Source organism: Burkholderia sp. Bp9140 (assembly GCF_003853425.1).
GTDB lineage: Bacteria > Pseudomonadota > Gammaproteobacteria > Burkholderiales > Burkholderiaceae > Burkholderia.
In genome coordinates this window covers 93,275-110,834 of record NZ_QTPQ01000021.1, presented here as the reverse complement: position 1 = coordinate 110,834, position 17,560 = coordinate 93,275, and the positions used below count along the sequence as shown (strand labels likewise).

Annotated in this window: 17 protein-coding genes; 11 read left to right on the top strand and 6 right to left on the bottom strand. The window is 62.4% G+C overall.

What is annotated here, in order from left to right; translation table 11 throughout:
* Positions 1–91 precede the first annotated feature (91 nt).
* Positions 92–1,138 (bottom strand): LacI family DNA-binding transcriptional regulator, encoded by a 1,047-nt coding sequence (locus DIE21_RS18860; protein ID WP_124499131.1) that lies wholly within the window; start codon positions 1,136–1,138, stop codon positions 92–94.
* 239 nt (positions 1,139–1,377) lie between these two features.
* On the opposite strand from DIE21_RS18860, the gene DIE21_RS18855 reads away from it, so the two are divergent.
* Both DIE21_RS18855 and DIE21_RS18850 read left to right on the top strand, forming a co-directional pair.
* Entirely contained in the window at positions 1,378–2,748 is a 1,371-nt protein-coding gene (locus DIE21_RS18855) for an MFS transporter (RefSeq protein ID WP_185642801.1), read from the top strand.
* A gap of 42 nt (positions 2,749–2,790) precedes the next feature.
* Positions 2,791–3,951 carry an L-talarate/galactarate dehydratase gene (locus DIE21_RS18850; protein ID WP_124499130.1) on the top strand — a complete coding sequence of 387 codons (1,161 nt, stop codon included), beginning with the start codon at positions 2,791–2,793 and terminating at the stop codon, positions 3,949–3,951.
* Between the two features lie 202 nt (positions 3,952–4,153).
* On the opposite strand, the gene DIE21_RS18845 is transcribed toward DIE21_RS18850, so the two are convergent.
* Both DIE21_RS18845 and DIE21_RS18840 read right to left on the bottom strand, forming a co-directional pair.
* Entirely contained in the window at positions 4,154–5,203 is a 1,050-nt protein-coding gene (locus DIE21_RS18845; protein ID WP_124499129.1) for a HoxN/HupN/NixA family nickel/cobalt transporter, read from the bottom strand.
* Positions 5,204–5,256: 53 nt separating this feature from the next.
* On the bottom strand, positions 5,257–6,069 hold the full coding sequence (locus DIE21_RS18840; protein ID WP_124499128.1) for a helix-turn-helix domain-containing protein: 813 nt from the start codon (positions 6,067–6,069) through the stop codon (positions 5,257–5,259).
* A gap of 435 nt (positions 6,070–6,504) precedes the next feature.
* On the opposite strand from DIE21_RS18840, the gene DIE21_RS18835 reads away from it, so the two are divergent.
* The 9 genes from DIE21_RS18835 (at position 6,505) to DIE21_RS18795 (ending at position 14,309) form a co-directional block, all read left to right on the top strand.
* The gene (locus tag DIE21_RS18835; protein WP_124499127.1) at positions 6,505–7,149 is read left to right on the top strand and encodes a (2Fe-2S)-binding protein; all 645 of its coding nucleotides are present in this window, start codon (positions 6,505–6,507) and stop codon (positions 7,147–7,149) included.
* Positions 7,146–8,480 (top strand): hypothetical protein, encoded by a 1,335-nt coding sequence (locus tag DIE21_RS18830; RefSeq protein WP_124499126.1) that lies wholly within the window; start codon positions 7,146–7,148, stop codon positions 8,478–8,480. The genes DIE21_RS18835 and DIE21_RS18830 overlap by 4 nt, the downstream gene beginning before the upstream one ends.
* 1 nt (position 8,481) lies before the next feature.
* Positions 8,482–9,303 (top strand): hypothetical protein, encoded by an 822-nt coding sequence (locus DIE21_RS18825; protein WP_124499125.1) that lies wholly within the window; start codon positions 8,482–8,484, stop codon positions 9,301–9,303.
* Positions 9,300–10,268: a molybdopterin-binding protein gene (locus DIE21_RS18820; RefSeq protein ID WP_124499124.1), complete on the top strand. Its 969-nt coding sequence runs from the start codon at positions 9,300–9,302 to the stop codon at positions 10,266–10,268. The genes DIE21_RS18825 and DIE21_RS18820 overlap by 4 nt, the downstream gene beginning before the upstream one ends.
* On the top strand, positions 10,265–11,524 hold the full coding sequence (gene larC, locus DIE21_RS18815; protein ID WP_185642800.1) for a nickel pincer cofactor biosynthesis protein LarC: 1,260 nt from the start codon (positions 10,265–10,267) through the stop codon (positions 11,522–11,524). The genes DIE21_RS18820 and larC overlap by 4 nt, the downstream gene beginning before the upstream one ends.
* Entirely contained in the window at positions 11,521–12,261 is a 741-nt protein-coding gene (gene larB / locus DIE21_RS18810; protein ID WP_124499122.1) for a nickel pincer cofactor biosynthesis protein LarB, read from the top strand. Before larC ends, larB begins: the two co-directional genes overlap by 4 nt.
* Before the next feature lie 5 nt (positions 12,262–12,266).
* Positions 12,267–13,100: an ATP-dependent sacrificial sulfur transferase LarE gene (larE, locus tag DIE21_RS18805; RefSeq protein ID WP_124499121.1), complete on the top strand. Its 834-nt coding sequence runs from the start codon at positions 12,267–12,269 to the stop codon at positions 13,098–13,100.
* 43 nt (positions 13,101–13,143) lie between these two features.
* Positions 13,144–13,467 carry a ferredoxin FdxA gene (fdxA, locus tag DIE21_RS18800; RefSeq protein WP_124499120.1) on the top strand — a complete coding sequence of 108 codons (324 nt, stop codon included), beginning with the start codon at positions 13,144–13,146 and terminating at the stop codon, positions 13,465–13,467.
* Between the two features lie 68 nt (positions 13,468–13,535).
* Positions 13,536–14,309 carry a ferredoxin--NADP reductase gene (locus tag DIE21_RS18795; protein WP_124499119.1) on the top strand — a complete coding sequence of 258 codons (774 nt, stop codon included), beginning with the start codon at positions 13,536–13,538 and terminating at the stop codon, positions 14,307–14,309.
* 118 nt (positions 14,310–14,427) lie between these two features.
* On the opposite strand, the gene DIE21_RS18790 is transcribed toward DIE21_RS18795, so the two are convergent.
* The 3 genes from DIE21_RS18790 to DIE21_RS18780 all read right to left on the bottom strand — a co-directional run bounded on the left by DIE21_RS18790 (position 14,428) and on the right by DIE21_RS18780 (position 17,526).
* On the bottom strand, positions 14,428–15,615 hold the full coding sequence (locus DIE21_RS18790; RefSeq protein WP_124499118.1) for an acetyl-CoA C-acyltransferase: 1,188 nt from the start codon (positions 15,613–15,615) through the stop codon (positions 14,428–14,430).
* Between the two features lie 173 nt (positions 15,616–15,788).
* Positions 15,789–16,421 (bottom strand): response regulator transcription factor, encoded by a 633-nt coding sequence (locus DIE21_RS18785; protein ID WP_124499117.1) that lies wholly within the window; start codon positions 16,419–16,421, stop codon positions 15,789–15,791.
* Positions 16,414–17,526 carry a PAS domain-containing sensor histidine kinase gene (locus DIE21_RS18780; RefSeq protein ID WP_124499116.1) on the bottom strand — a complete coding sequence of 371 codons (1,113 nt, stop codon included), beginning with the start codon at positions 17,524–17,526 and terminating at the stop codon, positions 16,414–16,416. The genes DIE21_RS18785 and DIE21_RS18780 overlap by 8 nt, the downstream gene beginning before the upstream one ends.
* Positions 17,527–17,560: the final 34 nt, after the last annotated feature.

Sequence of the window (17,560 nt, the reverse complement as noted above, 5' to 3'; positions counted from 1 at the left end):
CCAGCTGCGGTTGCCATTGCGTTCTTCAAATGGGGTGACCGAATGTGCGCCGCGCCGACGCGAAGCGTTTCTCGTCGGCCGTCCACGCATGTCACGCGCTGTCCCGATCGATGATCGTGAAACCCGTATCGATGCGTACCTTGCTCTTCGGCGCATCGGGCCTTGAATCCGCCGCGAAGCGCGCGAGCAGGGCCTCGGCCGTCTTCATGCCGATCGTCCTGCCGTCGACGCGCACCGTCGACAACGACGGGTAGACGTGCGCGGCGGTCGACAGATCGCCGAAACCCATCACCGCAAGGTCGCGCGGTACGTCGAGCCGTCGACTGGCGGCTTCCGCCAGCACGCCTTGCGCGAGCGTGTCCGAGCTGCAGACGACCACGTCCGGCGATGCCGCGGCCAGCATCCGGCCGAGACCCTCGCGGCCCGCCTGCAAGGTCGCGGGCGCCGGCAGGATTTCGAAGGCGGGCGGCGCGATGCCTTGCCGCGCCAGCTCGCGCTTCAGGCTTTCGCACCGGCGCAAGCCGCGTGGATCGTCGACCGAGACGATGCCGAAGCGCTTGTATCCCTTGCCGACCAGATGGCGCGCCACTTCGGTGCCGACCTGTTCGTGCGAGAACCCGATCATCATGTCGATCGGTTTATCGGTCAGGTCCCAGATTTCGACGACGGGAATGTTCGCTTTCGACAGCCGCTTGATCGTCGCCCTCGTATGGCTTGTGCCCGCCAGCACGATGCCGTCGGGCCTTCGCCCGAGAAGCGCTTCGACCAGCGCCTCTTCGCGCGCCTTCGAATAGGCGGTCAGGCCGAGCAGCGTCTGGTACCCCGACGTCGAGAGGCCGTCCATGATGGCCTGCACCGTGTCGGCGAAGATCGAGTTCGCGATCGTCGGCAGCAGGATCGCCACGAGCCGGCTTCGATTGCTCGCGAGGCCGCCGGCGAGCAGGTTCGGCACGTAGCCGGTCGCGCGAACGGCATCGAGCACCTTCTTCTGCGTGTCGCTGCGAACCAGCTCCGGACGATTGAGCGCACGCGACACGGTCATCGGCGCGACGCCCGCGACCCGCGCCACGTCGATCAGCGTCACGCTTCCACTTGTTGCTGCGGCGGCGGCCGACCGGCTTTCGTTCTTTCTTGCCATCTCCATGCGTCCTGCGTTGGGCGGTTTCCATGTCGTCCGGTACGGCGGGCGGGGCCCGGCACCAGATCGGCATTAGAGCATGAAGCCGGTCGTCGCCGGGAATGGGGCCGGAACTCGCGGGTCCCGACGTCGGTGTAAACGATGATGATTGCGCAATCATCATGCCCTTGAATGATTGCGCAATCATTGTATGATCCTGTTCACCGACACGGGATGCATCGCACATCAAGGAGACGACAGTGGCAACCGACCCGCGCGCCGGCAGGCGAACCAACGTCCGATGGTTCATCCTCGCGATGATCTTCATCGTCACGGTATTCAACTACGTCGACCGTGCGACGTTGTCCATTGCGGCGCCCAGGATGCGTCACGAACTGGGCTTCGACGCGCTGACGATGGGGATCGCATTCTCGGCGTTCGGCTGGGCCTACACCGCGCTGCAGATTCCGGGCGGGCTGATCCTCGATCGTTTCGGCGCACGGCTCGTGCTCGGCGCGAGCCTGATCGCGTGGTCGGCGCTCACGTTCCTGCAGGGCTACGTTCACCTGTTCGCGTCCGCATTCGCCGCGTTGTTCGCGCTGCGATTCCTGATGGGGGTGGCCGAGTCGCCGGCGTTCCCGTGCAACAGCCGACTCACGGTGATGTGGTTTCCGAACGCGGAGCGCGGGCTCGCCACGTCGATCTTCCAGCTCGCGCAGTATTTCGCGCTGGCCGTGTTCACGCCGGTGATGACCTATACCGTCAGCCGCTGGGGCTGGCACTACGTGTTCTTCACGACGGGGGCGCTCGGGGTGCTGATCGGGCTCTGGTGGCTGAAGTCGGTACGGGAGCCGCAGCGCGACCACCGCGTGAATGCGGCGGAGCTCGACTACATCGCGTCCGGCGGCGGACTGCCGACGATGGGCGACAGCCCGCGGCCGTTCAAATGGCGCGAGGCCGGCGCGATCGCGGCCAACCGGATGATGATCGGCGTCTATATCGGCCAGTTCTGCCTCACGTCGATCACGTGGTTCTTCCTCACCTGGTTTCCGACCTACCTGATCGAAGCGAAGGGCATGTCGATCCTCAAGGTCGGGCTCGTCGCATCGGTGCCCGCGATCGCCGGGTGCGTCGGCGGCCTGATCGGCGGGCTGTGGTCCGACTGGATGCTCAAGCGCGGCTTCAGCCTCACCGCCGCGCGCAAGACGCCGATCATCAGCGGTCTCGTGCTGTCCAGCACGATCGTCGCCGCGAACTACGTGCACTCGACCACGATCGTCATCCTGGTGATGTCCGTCGCGTTCTTCGCGAAAGGCGTCGGCAACCTCGGGTGGTGCATCGTCGGCGATGTGTCGCCGAAGCACGCGATGGGGATCAGCGGCGGCATCTTCAATTTGTGCGGCAACCTCGCGAGCATCGTCACGCCGCTTGCGATCGGCTGGATGATCAAGCGCACCGGCACGTTCGAAGTCGCGCTCACGTATGTCGGGGCGCTCTCGCTGCTGGGCGCGTTCTCGTATCTCTTCATCGTCGGCAGGCTCGAGCGGATCGAGAGTCCTGCGTCCGGGTCCGAGGTGGCCACTGAAGGCGGTGCCACACCGGTGTCGCTGAAGGCGACGCGCGGCAGCTGAACGACTTCACGTATCGAATTTCTCTCGCCAAAGGGCATCCTCATGAATACCTCGTCTTCCCTCGTCAGCACCGCGTCGAACGACCGGATCAAGTGGGTTCGCGTCGCGTCGACGTTCCTGCCGCTGGCCAACCCGATCAGCGATGCAAAAGTCCTGACCGGACGCCAGAAGCCGATGACGGAAATCGCGATCCTGTTCGTCGAGATCGAAACGGCCGACGGGCACCGCGGCCTCGGCTTCAGCTACTCGAAGCGCGCGGGCGGCCCCGGCCAGTTTGCCCATGCGAAGGAGATCGCGCCGACGCTGATCGGCGAGGATCCGAGCGACATCGCACGCCTGTGGGACAAGCTCGCATGGGCCGGCGCGTCGGTCGGGCGCAGCGGCATGGCGGCGCAGGCGATCGGTGCATTCGACGTCGCGCTGTGGGACCTGAAGGCGAAGCGCGCGAACCTGTCGCTGGCCAAGTTGCTCGGCGCGCATCGCAATTCGGTGCGCTGCTACAACACGTCGGGCGGTTTCCTGCATACGCCGCTCGATCAGTTGCTGACCAATACGGACGCGTCGCGCGAGAAGGGCATCGGCGGCATCAAGCTGAAGGTCGGCCAGCCGGATTGCGCGCTGGATATCCATCGCGTGCAGACCGTGCGCAAGCATCTGGGCGACGCGTTCCCGTTGATGGTCGATGCGAACCAGCAGTGGGACCGGCCCACCGCGCAGCGCATGTGCCGCACGTTCGAGCCGTTCAACCTGGTCTGGATCGAGGAGCCGCTCGACTGCTACGACGCCGAAGGTCATGCGGCGCTCGCCGCGCAGTTCGACACGCCGATCGCGACCGGCGAGATGCTGACCAGCGTGTCCGAGCATTGGGAATTCATTCGCTTGCGGGCGGCCGACTACCTGATGCCGGATGCGCCGCGCGTGGGCGGCATCACGCCGTTCCTCAAGGTGGCGGCGCTCGCCGATCATGCGGGATTGATGCTGGCCCCGCACTTCGCGATGGAACTGCATGTGCATCTCGCTGCGTGCTATGCGCGCGAGCCGTGGGTCGAGCATTTCGAATGGCTCGAACCGCTGTTCAATGAACGGCTCGAGACGCGCGACGGCAGGATGATCGTGCCGACGCGTCCGGGGCTGGGGCTGACGCTCAGCGAGCGTGTCGCGGGCTGGACGGCCGAGGAAGCGGAAGTCGGAGCACGGGCCTGACGTGGCGGCTGGGCGGCGGTGCCGCGGCGAGCCGTGTTGCGTCCGCCCGAGTGCGATCCGTGCCATTACCGGCGGTGCTCGAGCGTGTGGCCGCCGGCTCTCGATCGTCGCCGTCGTCCGGTCATGCGGACGCCCCGCCTCTCCATCGCCGAATCCGTCCGTGGAGGGGCGAGGGGAAACCGGGCCGATCCCGGGGACCTGATCAAACCTCCAGTTCGTCGAAGCGCTTCCAGCGATAGACTGCAAACGAGCATAGCCAGCTCGCGGAAAACAGGCCAACGATGCTATAACCGACCAGACCGAAGTTATCGTTGAGACTGCCTACGGCCTGCCAGAACGGCCCTGAAAGCTGCAGTCGATCGGCGAGCAATCCAAGTCCTTCCACGCCGCCAACGAAGAGCGCCACCATCACCGATATCGCCGTAATCGTGATGTTGTAGTAGAGCTTGCGAACGGGTTTGACGAACGCCCAGCCGTACGCGCCCACCATCAGGATGTTGTCCGTTGTGTCGACCAGCGTCATGCCAGCCGTGAAAAGCGCGGGAAAAACGAGAATCGACCAGATCGACATGCCCTGGATTGCGCCGGCGGCAGAGATGCCGAGCAGTCCGACTTCTGTCGCGGTATCGAAGCCGAGACCGAACAGAAAGCCCAGCAGATACATGTGTCGGCTGCGCGTGACGATCCGGAACAGCGGTTGAAATATTCGAGAAAGGAATCCCCGGCCGGCGAGCAGCCGATCGACTTCCGCTTCGATGTACGGCTCGCCGTGTCGCATGCGCCGGAACGCGGCGACGATCGCTTTCAGCGCGAACAGATTGATCACTGCGATCGCAAACAGGAAGAGCGTCGACACCAGTGTGCCGATCAGTCCGCCGACTGCCCTGATCGCGTCCATATGGCCTTTCATCGCCAGCGCTGTCACGGCTATGGCGACCGACGCGATTACGACGACCGTCGAGTGACCGAGCGAGAACATCAGGCCGATCGTGATCGGACGCTGGCCGGTCTGCATGAGCTTGCGCGTAACGTTGTCGATCGCGGCAATATGGTCGGCGTCCACCGCGTGACGCAGCCCGAGCGACCATGCCAGCAAACAGCTGCCCATCAACAGCGGGTGTGTCCTGAAGACGATGAGCGCCCAGATCCATGTCACGGCGTTGAAAGCGATGAGCAGAACGTAGAGCCGGAAAATCTTCGGTCTCAGCGGCCCTTGAAAACTGAGGGACAGTGCATCGATAACGTTGTTCATTGTGTCCTTATCCGATCGCTCGATCCCGATGTGGAGCTTTTCCGCGTGCGTCGTCAATCGGCGCGGTGGTCGGAGACAGCGAGACCTCGCGATCCTGCCACCATGTTCTGTGGCGTGAGGCCCCAATACCAGCGCACGGTATGGCTGAAATGAGACGAATCCGGATATCCGATATCGAAAGCAATGTCCGTGAGATTCGACGAAGCATTCAAATGCGCAAGGAAATTTCGCGCTCGCTTCCACGCGCGATAGCGGCGAAGCGTCGTTCCCATGTTTTCCTTGAACAAGTGGAGGAAGCGGGAGACCGACAAGCACGCGCGCCGGGCACAATCGTCGGCGCTGGACAACGTACCGGGATCGGCGCCGATCAGCGCCGCCACGCTCATGATCCGCTGATCGAGCTTTCGCGGTTGCAGCGGGTGGCCGAAGAAGTGCCGATCGAAGTCGTCCTTCATGCCGGCGACGTCGTTTCCTTTGCCGCGCAGGGACATGAATGCGTCGCGCAACCGCCTGATCTGGGCGTCGAATTCCCGGGTATCCGAGCACGGGCGCAGCCAGGCAGGAAGATCCTCGAATGCGACCGTTTCGGCCTCGATCAGCAGGGCGGCGATCAGGCGATCGCCTGAAACGATCTCGTGCCGCGTCTCGGGGGCGACCACAATCATGTGCGCGGTCTGCCAGCTGCCGTGCCCGATCCGGATGCGAAACGGATTGTCGATCGACACGTACACCGTGAGCGCGCCGAATCTGCGGGCTTCCGGATGACCGAGGAAGCCGAGATACGCCATGCGGCCACGCGTCAGGAGCATGAACCGCTCGCCCAATTCCGCCCAGCTCTGATGCTTGTCGTGGTCGTTTGAACGCATTTGCCGACTCCTTTCCTGTCCGCAGGAAGATGAATGCCGCCGGATGGAAAGTTTTCGCTTGCTCGCAATGGCGGCGTCCGTGCCGATAGTCCCGCATCACGCTCGAGGGTGTGCGACTACCGGGACGAAGGTAGTCACGATACGGCGAGGCGAGTGGTTGCGGCGATAGGAAAATTCTCGTGCTGCCGTAAGAAATTTCTGATGTTCGAGCGGCGCTCGTTATCCCGATGCTCAACGGGGCAGCGGAGCTGCAACCAGGGCCCCTCCGACAGTCAGCACGTTGGCACAAGAGACGCCTCCGGGCAGCGCCGTAGACTCGATAACACTTTCCATGCGCTTGCAAATGCAGTTTTGCCGTTATGGCATCCATTTCCACGGAATGGCGCCGGCATGGAGAGGACGAATCGCCAGACACGCATATGAATCGAGCACGAAATGATCAACATCATTCAGGTTGTCAGCGTTGTCGATGCAAATTGCATCGGCTGCAAGCAGTGCGATCAGGTTTGTCCGACCGAGGCCATCAAAACGGTCGACCGGCTCGCACGGGTGGATACCGAGCGCTGCACGGGCTGTAACAAGTGCATCGAAGCCTGTATGGATCATCGCGCGATAAAACGCGAGTTTCTGGATGCGCCGCGACATGTGTCGACAGACTGTCGGACTGTCGATCGCGCCGCGATGGAGCGCATCTGTGCCGCTGCGCGGCTTGATCCGCAGGAGTCGATCTGCCTGTGTACCGCGACGACGGCCGGCGAGGTCGCGGCCGCGATCCTGAAAGGCGGGACGACACCCGAGGCGGTCTCGACGATGACCGGCGTCAGGGGCGTGTGCGCGATCTGGTGCACGGGTCCCGTGATGCGCTTGCTCGAGGCCGCGGAAGTGAAAGTAGCGCGAAGTCCACGTGACTGGCGCGTCTATCCCGAGCATGCCGGCATGGCTATCGGAATCTGGAGCGTGTCGGCGGAGGTGGCCGACAAGTATCCGGAGTATCGGATTCGGGAAAACCAGGAGCGTCTGAAGCACGCACGCATTGAAGTGCCCATGTTTGCCAACATTGAAAGAACCGTCTCGAAATGAACCTCATGCCACCGGTGGTTCCGCCGCCCATTCCGCGCTCGGTGATGGGCTACCGCTATCCGTCGATGCGCGCTGCCCAATTGCCCGGGATGGTTTCCGTTGCGGTTCGGGATCTGTTTCCCGATCTCCCCGTGCCGCTGATGGTGCTGGGCGACAGCGCCGAAAAGGTTCGGGAGGCCACGGTGAGCGCGCTCGAAAGCGTCGATCTCTCCCGGATCGGTGCCAACGATTCGGTCAACATTCTCTGCTCGGAACATGGCTTTGCCATGATGGGTGGAGACGCCTATGTCGCGACGGTATGCGCGGTGAAGGACGAGGTCGAAAGGCGCACCGGGAACCGGAAACTGAGGCTCGCATTCAGTTCGGCGACCAGCAAGTTCGAAGGCAAGGAAATCATCGAGCACTACAAGCTCGATGAATACTTCGAAGGCCGTGTTGTCCAGTTCGGCCCTTATGAGAAGGGCGTGGAGATCGAGACCGAGATCGGCATGCTCTACGGTATCGGGCTCGCGTACAAGGCGCAGCACATCATTTATGTCCATTACGATGATCCCCGCGAAACGCATTTTCATCGGTTGAATGGTCGCGCGTTGAAAGCGTTCACCATGAGTTACGCCCGCATCGAGACGCGAGGGATCTTCCACAACAACTTCCCGACCAGCAGCGCGAACATCGTGCCTCGTGCGCTCTACGAATCGCCGTTCATCCAGGAGAAGTTCGTCTGTGCCGTCATGCTGCGCAGTTCGCCTTCCGGAATCATGGGCGTCGACGCAGACCGGGATCTCATCGCGCTCGACAAGCGGATGACCAGGGAGCTGCTGCGCGACTTCGGCAAGATGATCCACCTGTTCGAGTCGATCGACTCCTGTATCGCGGTGATGGACGGACACCGTTGGCTCCATTACCAGCATGCGGGAGGGCTGACGTCCTGCAACCTTTTTTTCGGTCCCGACGATCATCTGGATCTCGAGATCGATACGAAGTCGCCCGGAAATCCGGCGGTCAAGGCCGTGGTTCTCAACTACGCATGGAAGAGTGCATTCACGCTGAAGAACACGCCGTTTATCGCGGCCGATCCGAGGATCGCGAATTCGCTTCGGAAACAGGGCCTGCACTACGAGGTGCATTCCGCCGATTCGCTGGAGCAGGCGATGGAACAGGCCCATGACCTCACCGGCACCCGGAAGGCCATCATCTTCGACGGCAGCTATGGCGCCATCAACTGCAGCCGGGAAATGGCGGAGGCGCTCCTGCACGACGCGCCGCAGGTGACGAAAACCGTCGACGAGGTACTGATGCCGAAATGGCTGAAACAGAGAAGGCTTGCCTGACATGCATACGAATCACGACGTCCGAACGGACATCTTTCGCTCGATTGCCGGCCGTCGGGTAACCGCACGGATCCTGGCCGATGCGTCCGGGGTGATCGCAGGTATTCGCGAAGCGGAGGCCGTGGCGGCGAGCCTCGGCATTCAGCTGCTTGAATCGATCACGGTCGGCGAGCGGGTTCGGGCGGGCGATTGCATCATGAACGTGCGGGGCACGCCACAACAGATCGCGATGGGCGAGGACCGGTTGATCGGATGCGTCGCGAAGGCATCCGGGATTGCTACCGCGGCACGGCGATTTGTCGACCGGTCAGCCGGTGATCTGGCGATCGTCTCGGGCGCCTGGAAGAAAATGCCGCTGGAACTGAAAGCGCTCATTCGCGACGCGGCCGCCGCTGGCGGAGCGGAAACGCGCATCAGTTCGACGCCGTTTCTGTATCTCGACAAGAACTACGTACGCATGTTCGGTGGAATCGGGAATACGCTCGCCGCCGTAGCCGACCTGGACGGATATCGACGCGTCATTCAGGTCTGCGGCCAGTTCGATGCAATCGAGCGTGAGGCCGTTGCGGCCGCTCGCCACGGCGCCGATGTGATCTTCGTCGATACGGGTAATCCGGATGACATCGCGAAGGTATCGAACGCGCTCGACGCGCTGTCGTGCCGTTCCGGCGTTCAGGTCGCTTTCGGCGGTGGCGTCACGCTGGATATGATCGACGAACTTCGACAGGTCGATGTGGATCTCGTCGATGTCGGACGATCGATCGTCGACGCTCCGTTGCTCGACATGCACTTGACCGTCGTGGACGTGGGGGACGGCGCATGAAGCACGGATCGGAATTCGATAGCCTCGCCACGCCGCGACAGCGTGACGAGCATGACCGCTACAGTCTGTTTCACAAGACGGAGCTGCGCCTGCAGCCGGTGCGGATGGACGGTGTCGACCTGGATGCAGTCGCGCAGTGCGTGGCGGAGGTGCTTGGTCTTCGGCGCGACGAGGTTTACGTCATCGATGCGATCGGCGACGTCCTTTCCCTCGATATCCTGCGCGAGCATATCGATCTGGAGCGTATCGCCGGCAAGCGAATGCAACTGTTGACCGCGTTGGCCAGGATCGCCGGTTTCGGCTTCGATGAGCGCACCGAAGTCAGATCGGACGGCGTGCTCGGCTGGATCGGCATGAATGCGCGACAGGGCAGGAAGATCGCAGCCAGAACGCGGGCGATGGCGGATGACATCGCGGCGCGCCTGGCGCGCAGGGTTCTGGTGTTTTCCACGGGAGACGAGGTAGCCGACGGCCAGATCGTCGATTCCAACAAGCCGTTTATCGAAGCAAGCCTGAAGGCGACGGGCTACAGCGTCGCGTTGGGCGAGAACCTCGAGGATTCGCTCGAACGGATCAGCGAAGCCATGCTCGACGCCGTTCACGAGGGTGCCTATCGCCTGATCGTCACGACGGGAGGCGTCGGTGCGGAGCGCAAGGATTGCACGCTGGAAGCGTTGAAGTCGCTCGATCCTCTGGCGGCGACTCCCGTAATCTTTCTGGTTGAGCGCGGCCACGGCAGGCATGCCAAGGATGCGGTCCGAATCGGCGTCGGCCAGGTCGGTGCAACCACGATCGTTTGTCTTCCTGGACCGCATGATGAAGTGAAGTCCGCCGTTCCCGTCCTCGTCGAAGGTCTGGCAGCGCAGAAGACCAGGGAAGCGCTCGCGGAGGACATTGCGTCATGCCTGCGAGCGCGCTTCCAGCATCGTTTCGTTTCCCATCATCGCCGGGTCGAGGCACCATGAAGACGCTCTTTTATCAATGTTCCGCCGGCATCAGCGGCGACATGAACCTAGCCGCCCTGGTGGATCTCGGCGTCGACAGAAGCTATCTCGTCGACCAGCTCGGGCGATTGAGGCTCGAATCCGAATTCACTCTGGACTTCAGCCGCGCCGAAAAGTCGGGTATCTGGGGTACCAGGGCGAGTGTATTGGTGAAGCCCGTATCGTTCGCGCGATCGAATTCGCCGCGCCGGCACGGATCCCGTCACGCGCATCGGCACTACGGGGATATCAAGCAGATCGTCGTGGATGCCGGGTATTCATCCCGCGTCGAAACGAGTTGCCTGCGTATCTTTCATCTCATCGCCGAGGCGGAAGCCCGCATTCATGGTTGCGAGATCGACGATGTCCACTTCCATGAAGTCGGCGCGATCGATTCCATTGTCGACATCGTTGGTGCCGCGATTTGCCTGGACTATCTGGCTGTCGATCGAGTCATCTGTTCCAGCGTCGAGCTGGGAGACGGCTTCGTCGACTGCGAACATGGCACGTTGCCAGTGCCGGCGCCTGCCACCGCCGAGATTCTCAAGGGCGTTCCGTGCCGTATCGGTGGCGTGGACGGCGAAGCGACGACGCCTACCGGCGCGGCGATCCTGAAGGGGACCGTCTACGCGTTCGAATCGCCCGAGAACTTCCGGATCGAACGTATCGGATACGGCATCGGTACTCGCGACTTCCGGGTGCCGAACGTGTTGCGCGTCATGCTCGGCGAACTGGCGGATGAACCCGTGTCGAATGGCGGCGACGGGCGGCAGAGCCTGGAAATCAGGGCCAATATCGACGACATGACCCCGGAGGCGCTGGAACCGCTGATGGAGCGGCTGTTCGAGGCCGGCGCGGCCGATGTCTTCCTGACACCTATCGTGATGAAGAAGAGCCGCCTTGCGCACATGGTTTCCGTGCTATGCGCGCAGAGCAGCAGAGACGCGTTGGTCGACGTCCTGTTCGAGCACTCCACGACGATCGGCGTTCGGATTCAATCCGCGTCGAAGCGGATTTTGCCGCGGACCCTGCTTACCCTCGAGACACGCTTCGGCGCCGTGCGCGTGAAGGTGGTCGAATTGCCGAGTGCGCGTTCCAGATGGAAGGTCGAACATGATGACGTCAGGAAACTGTCGATCCTGCACGGGATGCCCTACGGTGAAATCCGGAAGGACATCGAGGCGGAGGTCGGCGCTTTGCTGGCCGCGGGCCAGGGTGCGGCAGGAGATGAAGAATGAACGACGTGGAAAAGGTCCTGCATGCATACGGCAGTTCGGCGCTGTCCTTGCCGGAGGCGGCCACGCAACTGCATCGCGCGTACATCGCCGACATCGGGCACACCGCGTTGGATCTGCATCGCGCGCGGCGGGTCGGCGCGCCCGAAGTCGTCTTCGGTCTGGGAAAGTCCGCCAGGCAAATGGCGGACATCTTCGAAACGCTCGCCGAAAAGAAGCAGGATGTCCTGGCCACGCGCGTCGGCCCCGAACAAGCCAAAGAAATTCTGACGCGCGTGAGCGGTGTGATGTTCAACGAAGCCGCCGGAACGGCCACCTTGTCGTTTCAGGCCAGGCCGAGACGGACACGGCCGATCGCGGTGGTCACCGCCGGAACATCGGACAGTCGCGTGGCGGAAGAGGCCGCCGTGACCGCCGAGTTCTACGGAAACACGGTCATGCGCTTCTCCGATGTCGGCGTCGCGGGCATCCATCGCCTCTTTGCCTGTCTGGATGAACTGAACCAGGCGCGCGTCGCGATCGTCATTGCGGGCATGGAAGGGGCGTTGCCGAGCGTCGTGGCGGGACTGGTGAAAATGCCCGTCATCGCTGTTCCAACGAGCGTTGGATACGGCGCGAATCTCGGCGGGATCACGGCGCTGCTCGGAATGGTCAACAGCTGCGCGTCGGGTGTCTCCGTCGTGAACATCGACAACGGATTCGGTGCCGGCTACCAGGCATCGCTGATCAACACGGACTGACTCTCATGGATACCCAAACAGCAGCAAAGCTGGATGATCTGCGCCGCAACATAGGGAGCCTTGGCGGCGCGCTGGTTGCGCTGTCCGGAGGAGTGGACAGTACGCTCGTTGCCTGCATCGCATCTCAGGAGCTCGGCGCCAAAGCGATCGCGGTTACGTCCGGCTCCCGGAGCCTGAAACGCGACGATCTCCAGTTGGCATGCAACATCACGTCCGACTGGGGCATGCAGCATCTCGTGATCGAAACGGACGAGCTCGATCACGCCGACTACGCGCGCAATCCCGTGAATCGTTGCTACTACTGCAAGTCGACGCTCTACACGGAAATGCGCAGGATCGCTGGCGACAGGCGCATTCACTGGATCCTCAACGGAACGAACGTAGACGATCTCGGCGACCATCGTCCAGGCTTGCTGGCCGCAGAGGAGCAACAGGTGCGCTCTCCGCTGGTCGAGTGCGGGATCCGCAAGGCGGAGATACGCGAGATCGCGGCACATCTCGGCCTGAAGAACGCCGGGAAACCGCAGGCCGCATGCCTGTCTTCGCGCATTCCGTATGGCACGCCCGTGACCGCCGAGCTCCTGGACCGGATAGAACGTGCCGAAAGCGCATTGTCGACGATCGGATTCACGCAGTTTCGTGTTCGACATCACGGCGAAGTCGCGAGGCTCGAGTTGATTCCGACCGAGTTCCAGATGGCGGTCGAACGGAGGTCGACGATCGTCGATGCGTTGAAAGCACTCGGATATCAGTTCATTTCGCTCGATCTCCAGGGCTTTCGCTCCGGCGCCCTGAATTACGCGACAGAGCGGGTCATCCCGATCAACGTATGCCGGTAGGCGGCAGCGGATCGAATCACAGCGGATTACATGGGAGGAAAAGATGACGCATGTAGTGACGGATTCATGCATCCAGTGCCGGTATACGGATTGCGTGGAGGTCTGTCCGGTGGACTGCTTTCACGCGGGGCCGAACTTCCTCGTGATCGATCCGGGCGAATGCATCGACTGCGGCGTGTGCATCGCCGAATGTCCGGTGAATGCCATCCATGCGGAAGACGAACTGCCGGAGGACATGCAGTCGTTCGTCGGGTTGAATGCCGAACTGGCGTCGATCTGGCCGATCGTCACGAAGCGCGCCGAGCCGCTGCCGCAGGCGGATGCCTGGCGGGAAAGGAAATCCAAGCTCGAGCACTTGCAGCGCTAGTGCGTGGAGCGAGAATTCCGCATTTCGTTTACTTCACCTTGTCCGCAAAGATCAGCAGCGATCAAACCATGAGTTCATTTTCTGAAGAGCGAGTGACCAGCGTCCATCACTGGACCGATAAACTGTTCAGCTTCACGACAACTCGTGACGGAGCACTGCGGTTCTCGAACGGCCACTTCACGATGATCGGTCTCAATGTGAAGGGCAAGCCGCTGTTGCGCGCCTACAGTATCGTCAGCGCCAATTACGAGGAACAACTGGAATTTCTCAGCATCAAGGTTCCGGACGGCCCGTTGACCTCCAGGCTGCAGCACATCCGGGTGGGTGACACGATCATCGTTGGCCGCAAGCCGACCGGTACGCTGGTCATCGACTATCTGTTGCCCGGAAGGCGGCTGTACCTGTTGTCCACCGGTACCGGACTTGCGCCTTTCATGAGTATCGTGCGTGATCCCGAAACCTACGAAAAGTACGAGCAGGTCATCCTCGTGCATGGCGTGCGGCAGGTCGACGAACTGGCCTATCACGACATGCTGTCCGAGCATCTGGCGAACCACGAATTCCTCGGAGATATTGTCGGCCGTCAGCTTCGGTACTATCCGACCGTTACGCGCGAGCCGTACAGGAACATGGGGCGTGTGACGCATCTGCTTGAAAGCGGGAAGATCTGCGATGATCTGGACTTGCCGGGATTGAATCCCGATCATGATCGGGTGATGATCTGCGGTAATCCGGGCATGCTGCGAGACCTGAAACATATGCTGGACAACCTCGGTTTCCGGGAGGGCAACACCAGTACCCCCGGCGATTTCGTCGTCGAACGCGCATTCGCGGAGCAGTGATCCCGTCGTCGTCGAAACTCCCCGCGTTGCTCGCAGTTCGCCGGCACTGCGGCGTGATGACCGGGCCGGCCGATGATTCAAGCGCGCCGGCCCCGGCTTCGCCGCAAACCGTCCCGGATCAGGCAAGCACCTCGAACAGGCCCGCGGCGCCCATGCCGCCGCCGACACACATCGTGACGACGACATAACGTGCGCCTCGGCGCCGGCCTTCGATGAGCGCGTGGCCCACGAGGCGCGTGCCGCTCATGCCGTAGGGATGCCCGACCGAAATGCCGCCGCCGTTCACGTTGTAGCGATCCGGATCGATACCCAGCTTGTCCCGGCAGTACAACGCCTGGCACGCGAATGCTTCGTTGAGTTCCCAGAGGCCGATGTCGTCGATCGTCAGACGATGCTGTTTGAGCAGCTTGGGCACGGCCAGAACCGGGCCGATGCCCATCTCCTCGGGTGCGAGTCCCGCCACGGCAATACCGCGATAGATGCCGAGCGGCTGCAGGCCGCGCTGCGCGGCAAGCGCGTCGTCCATCATCACGCAGGCTGCGGCGCCGTCCGACAGCTGACTGGCGTTGCCGGCCGTCACGGTGCCGCCTTCGATCACGGGCTTCAGCGCCGCCAGGCTCTCCATCGTGGTTTCCGGGCGGTTGCCCTCGTCCCGGGCGACGGTCACCTCGCGATAGCTGACCGCGTGGGTTTCCTTGTCATGTACCGCCATGCGCGTGGTCAGCGGGACGATCTCGGCATCGAAGCGGCCTGCTTGCTGTGCCGTCGCAGTGCGCTGTTGGGACTGAAGTGAATAGAGATCCTGGCGCTCACGATCGATGCCGTACTTGTGCGCGACAAATTCGGCAGTCTGCAGCATCGGCATGTACGCATGCATTGCGCGAGCCGTCACGGCAGGGTCGGCCTCGGCCGCCACCGCGTCGAAATAGGTCTTCTGGACGGCGGAAATATTTTCGTGGCCCGCGGCGACGATGACGCGCATGCCGTCCACCATGATCTGTTTTGCCCCCGTCGCGATGGCCATCAGGCCCGACGCGCACTGCCTGTCGACCGTTTGAGCCCCGGCATGTACGCCCAGTCCCGCCGCGAACGCGCCGTTACGCGCCAGGTTCATGCCGGCGGTGCCCGCGGCGAGCGCGGTGCCGACCACGACATCGTCGATTTCGTCCGGCTCGACTCCGCTACGGGAAACGGCATGCGCGATGGCGTGGCCCAGCAGCGTAGGCGACTTGGTGGCGTTGAATCCACCTTTATAGGCGCGACCGATAGGGGTGCGCGCGACGGATACGATAACGGCCTGCTTCATGAATTCCTCGATTCAAGGGTGAGAGAACACGGATATCGGATGCAGGCCCGTTCGCGACATGAACGCATCGGAGCCTGTGCGGCGTGATGCCCGTCGACGCGATTCGCGCGGAATTTTGTCACCCATTCGCGATGCTTCGGCGCTTGCGTGACCACGCGACGAATTGCGGGACGTCAACAGACGAGGCCGTACCGCATCGCGTATTGCACCAGTTCGGCGTTGCTTGCCATCCCGAGCTTGCTCAGGATGCGCGATCGGTAGGTGCCGATGGTCTTGACGCTAAGGGACATTTCATGGCCGATGTCCGTGAGCGACACACCTGCGACGATCCTCGTGAAAATCTGCATTTCTCGCGGCAAAAGCGCCGCGTGCGGAGAGGCGGCTTCCTTCTCGCTCAACTGGCTCAGCACGCGCGCGGCGGCGCGGCTTGTCAGGTACTGGCCGCCTCCGGCGACCTGGCGGATCGCCGCGATCAGCTCATGAGGCTCGGCGTCCTTGGAGAGATAGGCATTCGCGTGGGCGCGCAAGGCGACGATCGCGTATTGCTCTTCCGGATACATGGACAGCATGACGACCGGGATAGCCGGACGCTCGCGGCGAATCGATTGGAGGACGTCGAGTCCATTTCTTCCGGTCATGTTGATGTCGAGCAAAACGACGTCGTAACCACCGCTGCGAATCTTGCCGAGCGCGGTCGCGCCATCAGCGGCTTCATCCGTGACCCGAATGTCGGTTTCATCGGAGATCAGCCGCTTCAGGCCGGCACGAAAGACCTTGTGATCGTCCACGACGAGAACGTCAATCATCGGTACGTTCCTTTTCGTCGTCGATCGGCAGTACCAGAGAGACGACCGTTCCGCAGGCGTTTGCACGGCCGACTTCGAGCGTGCCGCCGATTTTTCCAGCGCGCTCCGACATGCCGAGCATTCCAATCGAATGTTCCCGCATCGACGCCGGATCGATTCCGCAACCGTCGTCGGCGACTTCAATCAGCAGCGATCCCACCTGCCAGCGCAAGCGAATCTGTACCCGACCCGCCTCCGCGTGCCGTGCAACGTTTGTCAGTGCCTCCTGCACGACGCGGAAGCATTGGGTCATGCGCTCGGCGGATAGCTGCCTCTCGATTCCGTCCGTAACCAACGTGGTGTCGACGCCTGTCCGGTTTTCGAATTGCCGCGCCTCACGTCGGATCGCGGCTGTCAATCCGAGCGCATCGAGGATACTGGGGCGAAGCTCGTCCGAGATTCGTCGAGCAGCGTCGATCGTTTCCTGGACGAGCGCCACGAGCTCGGTCGCTATCTCGACGATATCGTCCGATTGCGCCGGCACGGCGCGGCGGATAATGCGGGAGACGTCCATTTTGATGGACGTGAGCATGCCGCCCAGAACATCGTGCACTTCGCGAGCCAGCGCGGCACGCTGCTCCTCGCGAACGGCATCGAGGCTGACCGTCAGCTGCCGCAGTTGCTCGCGCGACGACCGCAGGTCATTTTCCCGTTCGACGCGGTCGCTGATGTCCACACCGACGCCGAATATGGCGCGCCGCCCTCGGTAATCGACGCCCGAACCGTGGACGTCGAGATACACCACATGCCCGTCGCGATGCACGCACTTCGGAAAGTATCGGATGGAGCCCTGCTCGCCGGTCAGCCGCAGTCGATAGTTCCTCATCACTTCTTCCCGGCAATCCGGCGTGGCGAGATCCTCGAGATGCGTTCCGACGAATTCCTCCGGGCGATAGCCGAACATCGAAGCGAACGCCTCGTTCGCGTACATGAATCGCTCGTCCAGGATCACGTAGATTCCCGCCAGCGATTGTTCGACGATCACCCGGAACGGAATATCGTCGCAAGAGACCTGCACAGGTACGGACTCGGAGATTTCTGACTGCGTATGATTGCGTCCGTTCATCGAGATATCTCCTGCGGTGCGCGAGCCCCGCCCG

Excerpts from the sequence above, each read along its gene's own strand:
- DIE21_RS18860 (WP_124499131.1), bottom strand. The coding sequence starts at position 1,138 with ATGGCAAGAAAGAACGAAAGCCGGTCGGCCGCCGCCGCAGCAACAAGT.
- DIE21_RS18850 (WP_124499130.1), top strand. The coding sequence starts at position 2,791 with ATGAATACCTCGTCTTCCCTCGTCAGCACCGCGTCGAACGACCGGATC.
- DIE21_RS18845 (WP_124499129.1), bottom strand. The coding sequence starts at position 5,203 with ATGAACAACGTTATCGATGCACTGTCCCTCAGTTTTCAAGGGCCGCTG.
- DIE21_RS18840 (WP_124499128.1), bottom strand. The coding sequence starts at position 6,069 with ATGCGTTCAAACGACCACGACAAGCATCAGAGCTGGGCGGAATTGGGC.
- DIE21_RS18835 (WP_124499127.1), top strand. The coding sequence starts at position 6,505 with ATGATCAACATCATTCAGGTTGTCAGCGTTGTCGATGCAAATTGCATC.
- DIE21_RS18830 (WP_124499126.1), top strand. The coding sequence starts at position 7,146 with ATGAACCTCATGCCACCGGTGGTTCCGCCGCCCATTCCGCGCTCGGTG.
- DIE21_RS18825 (WP_124499125.1), top strand. The coding sequence starts at position 8,482 with ATGCATACGAATCACGACGTCCGAACGGACATCTTTCGCTCGATTGCC.
- DIE21_RS18820 (WP_124499124.1), top strand. The coding sequence starts at position 9,300 with ATGAAGCACGGATCGGAATTCGATAGCCTCGCCACGCCGCGACAGCGT.
- larC (WP_185642800.1), top strand. The coding sequence starts at position 10,265 with ATGAAGACGCTCTTTTATCAATGTTCCGCCGGCATCAGCGGCGACATG.
- larB (WP_124499122.1), top strand. The coding sequence starts at position 11,521 with ATGAACGACGTGGAAAAGGTCCTGCATGCATACGGCAGTTCGGCGCTG.
- larE (WP_124499121.1), top strand. The coding sequence starts at position 12,267 with ATGGATACCCAAACAGCAGCAAAGCTGGATGATCTGCGCCGCAACATA.
- fdxA (WP_124499120.1), top strand. The coding sequence starts at position 13,144 with ATGACGCATGTAGTGACGGATTCATGCATCCAGTGCCGGTATACGGAT.
- DIE21_RS18795 (WP_124499119.1), top strand. The coding sequence starts at position 13,536 with ATGAGTTCATTTTCTGAAGAGCGAGTGACCAGCGTCCATCACTGGACC.
- DIE21_RS18790 (WP_124499118.1), bottom strand. The coding sequence starts at position 15,615 with ATGAAGCAGGCCGTTATCGTATCCGTCGCGCGCACCCCTATCGGTCGC.
- DIE21_RS18785 (WP_124499117.1), bottom strand. The coding sequence starts at position 16,421 with ATGATTGACGTTCTCGTCGTGGACGATCACAAGGTCTTTCGTGCCGGC.
- DIE21_RS18780 (WP_124499116.1), bottom strand. The coding sequence starts at position 17,526 with ATGAACGGACGCAATCATACGCAGTCAGAAATCTCCGAGTCCGTACCT.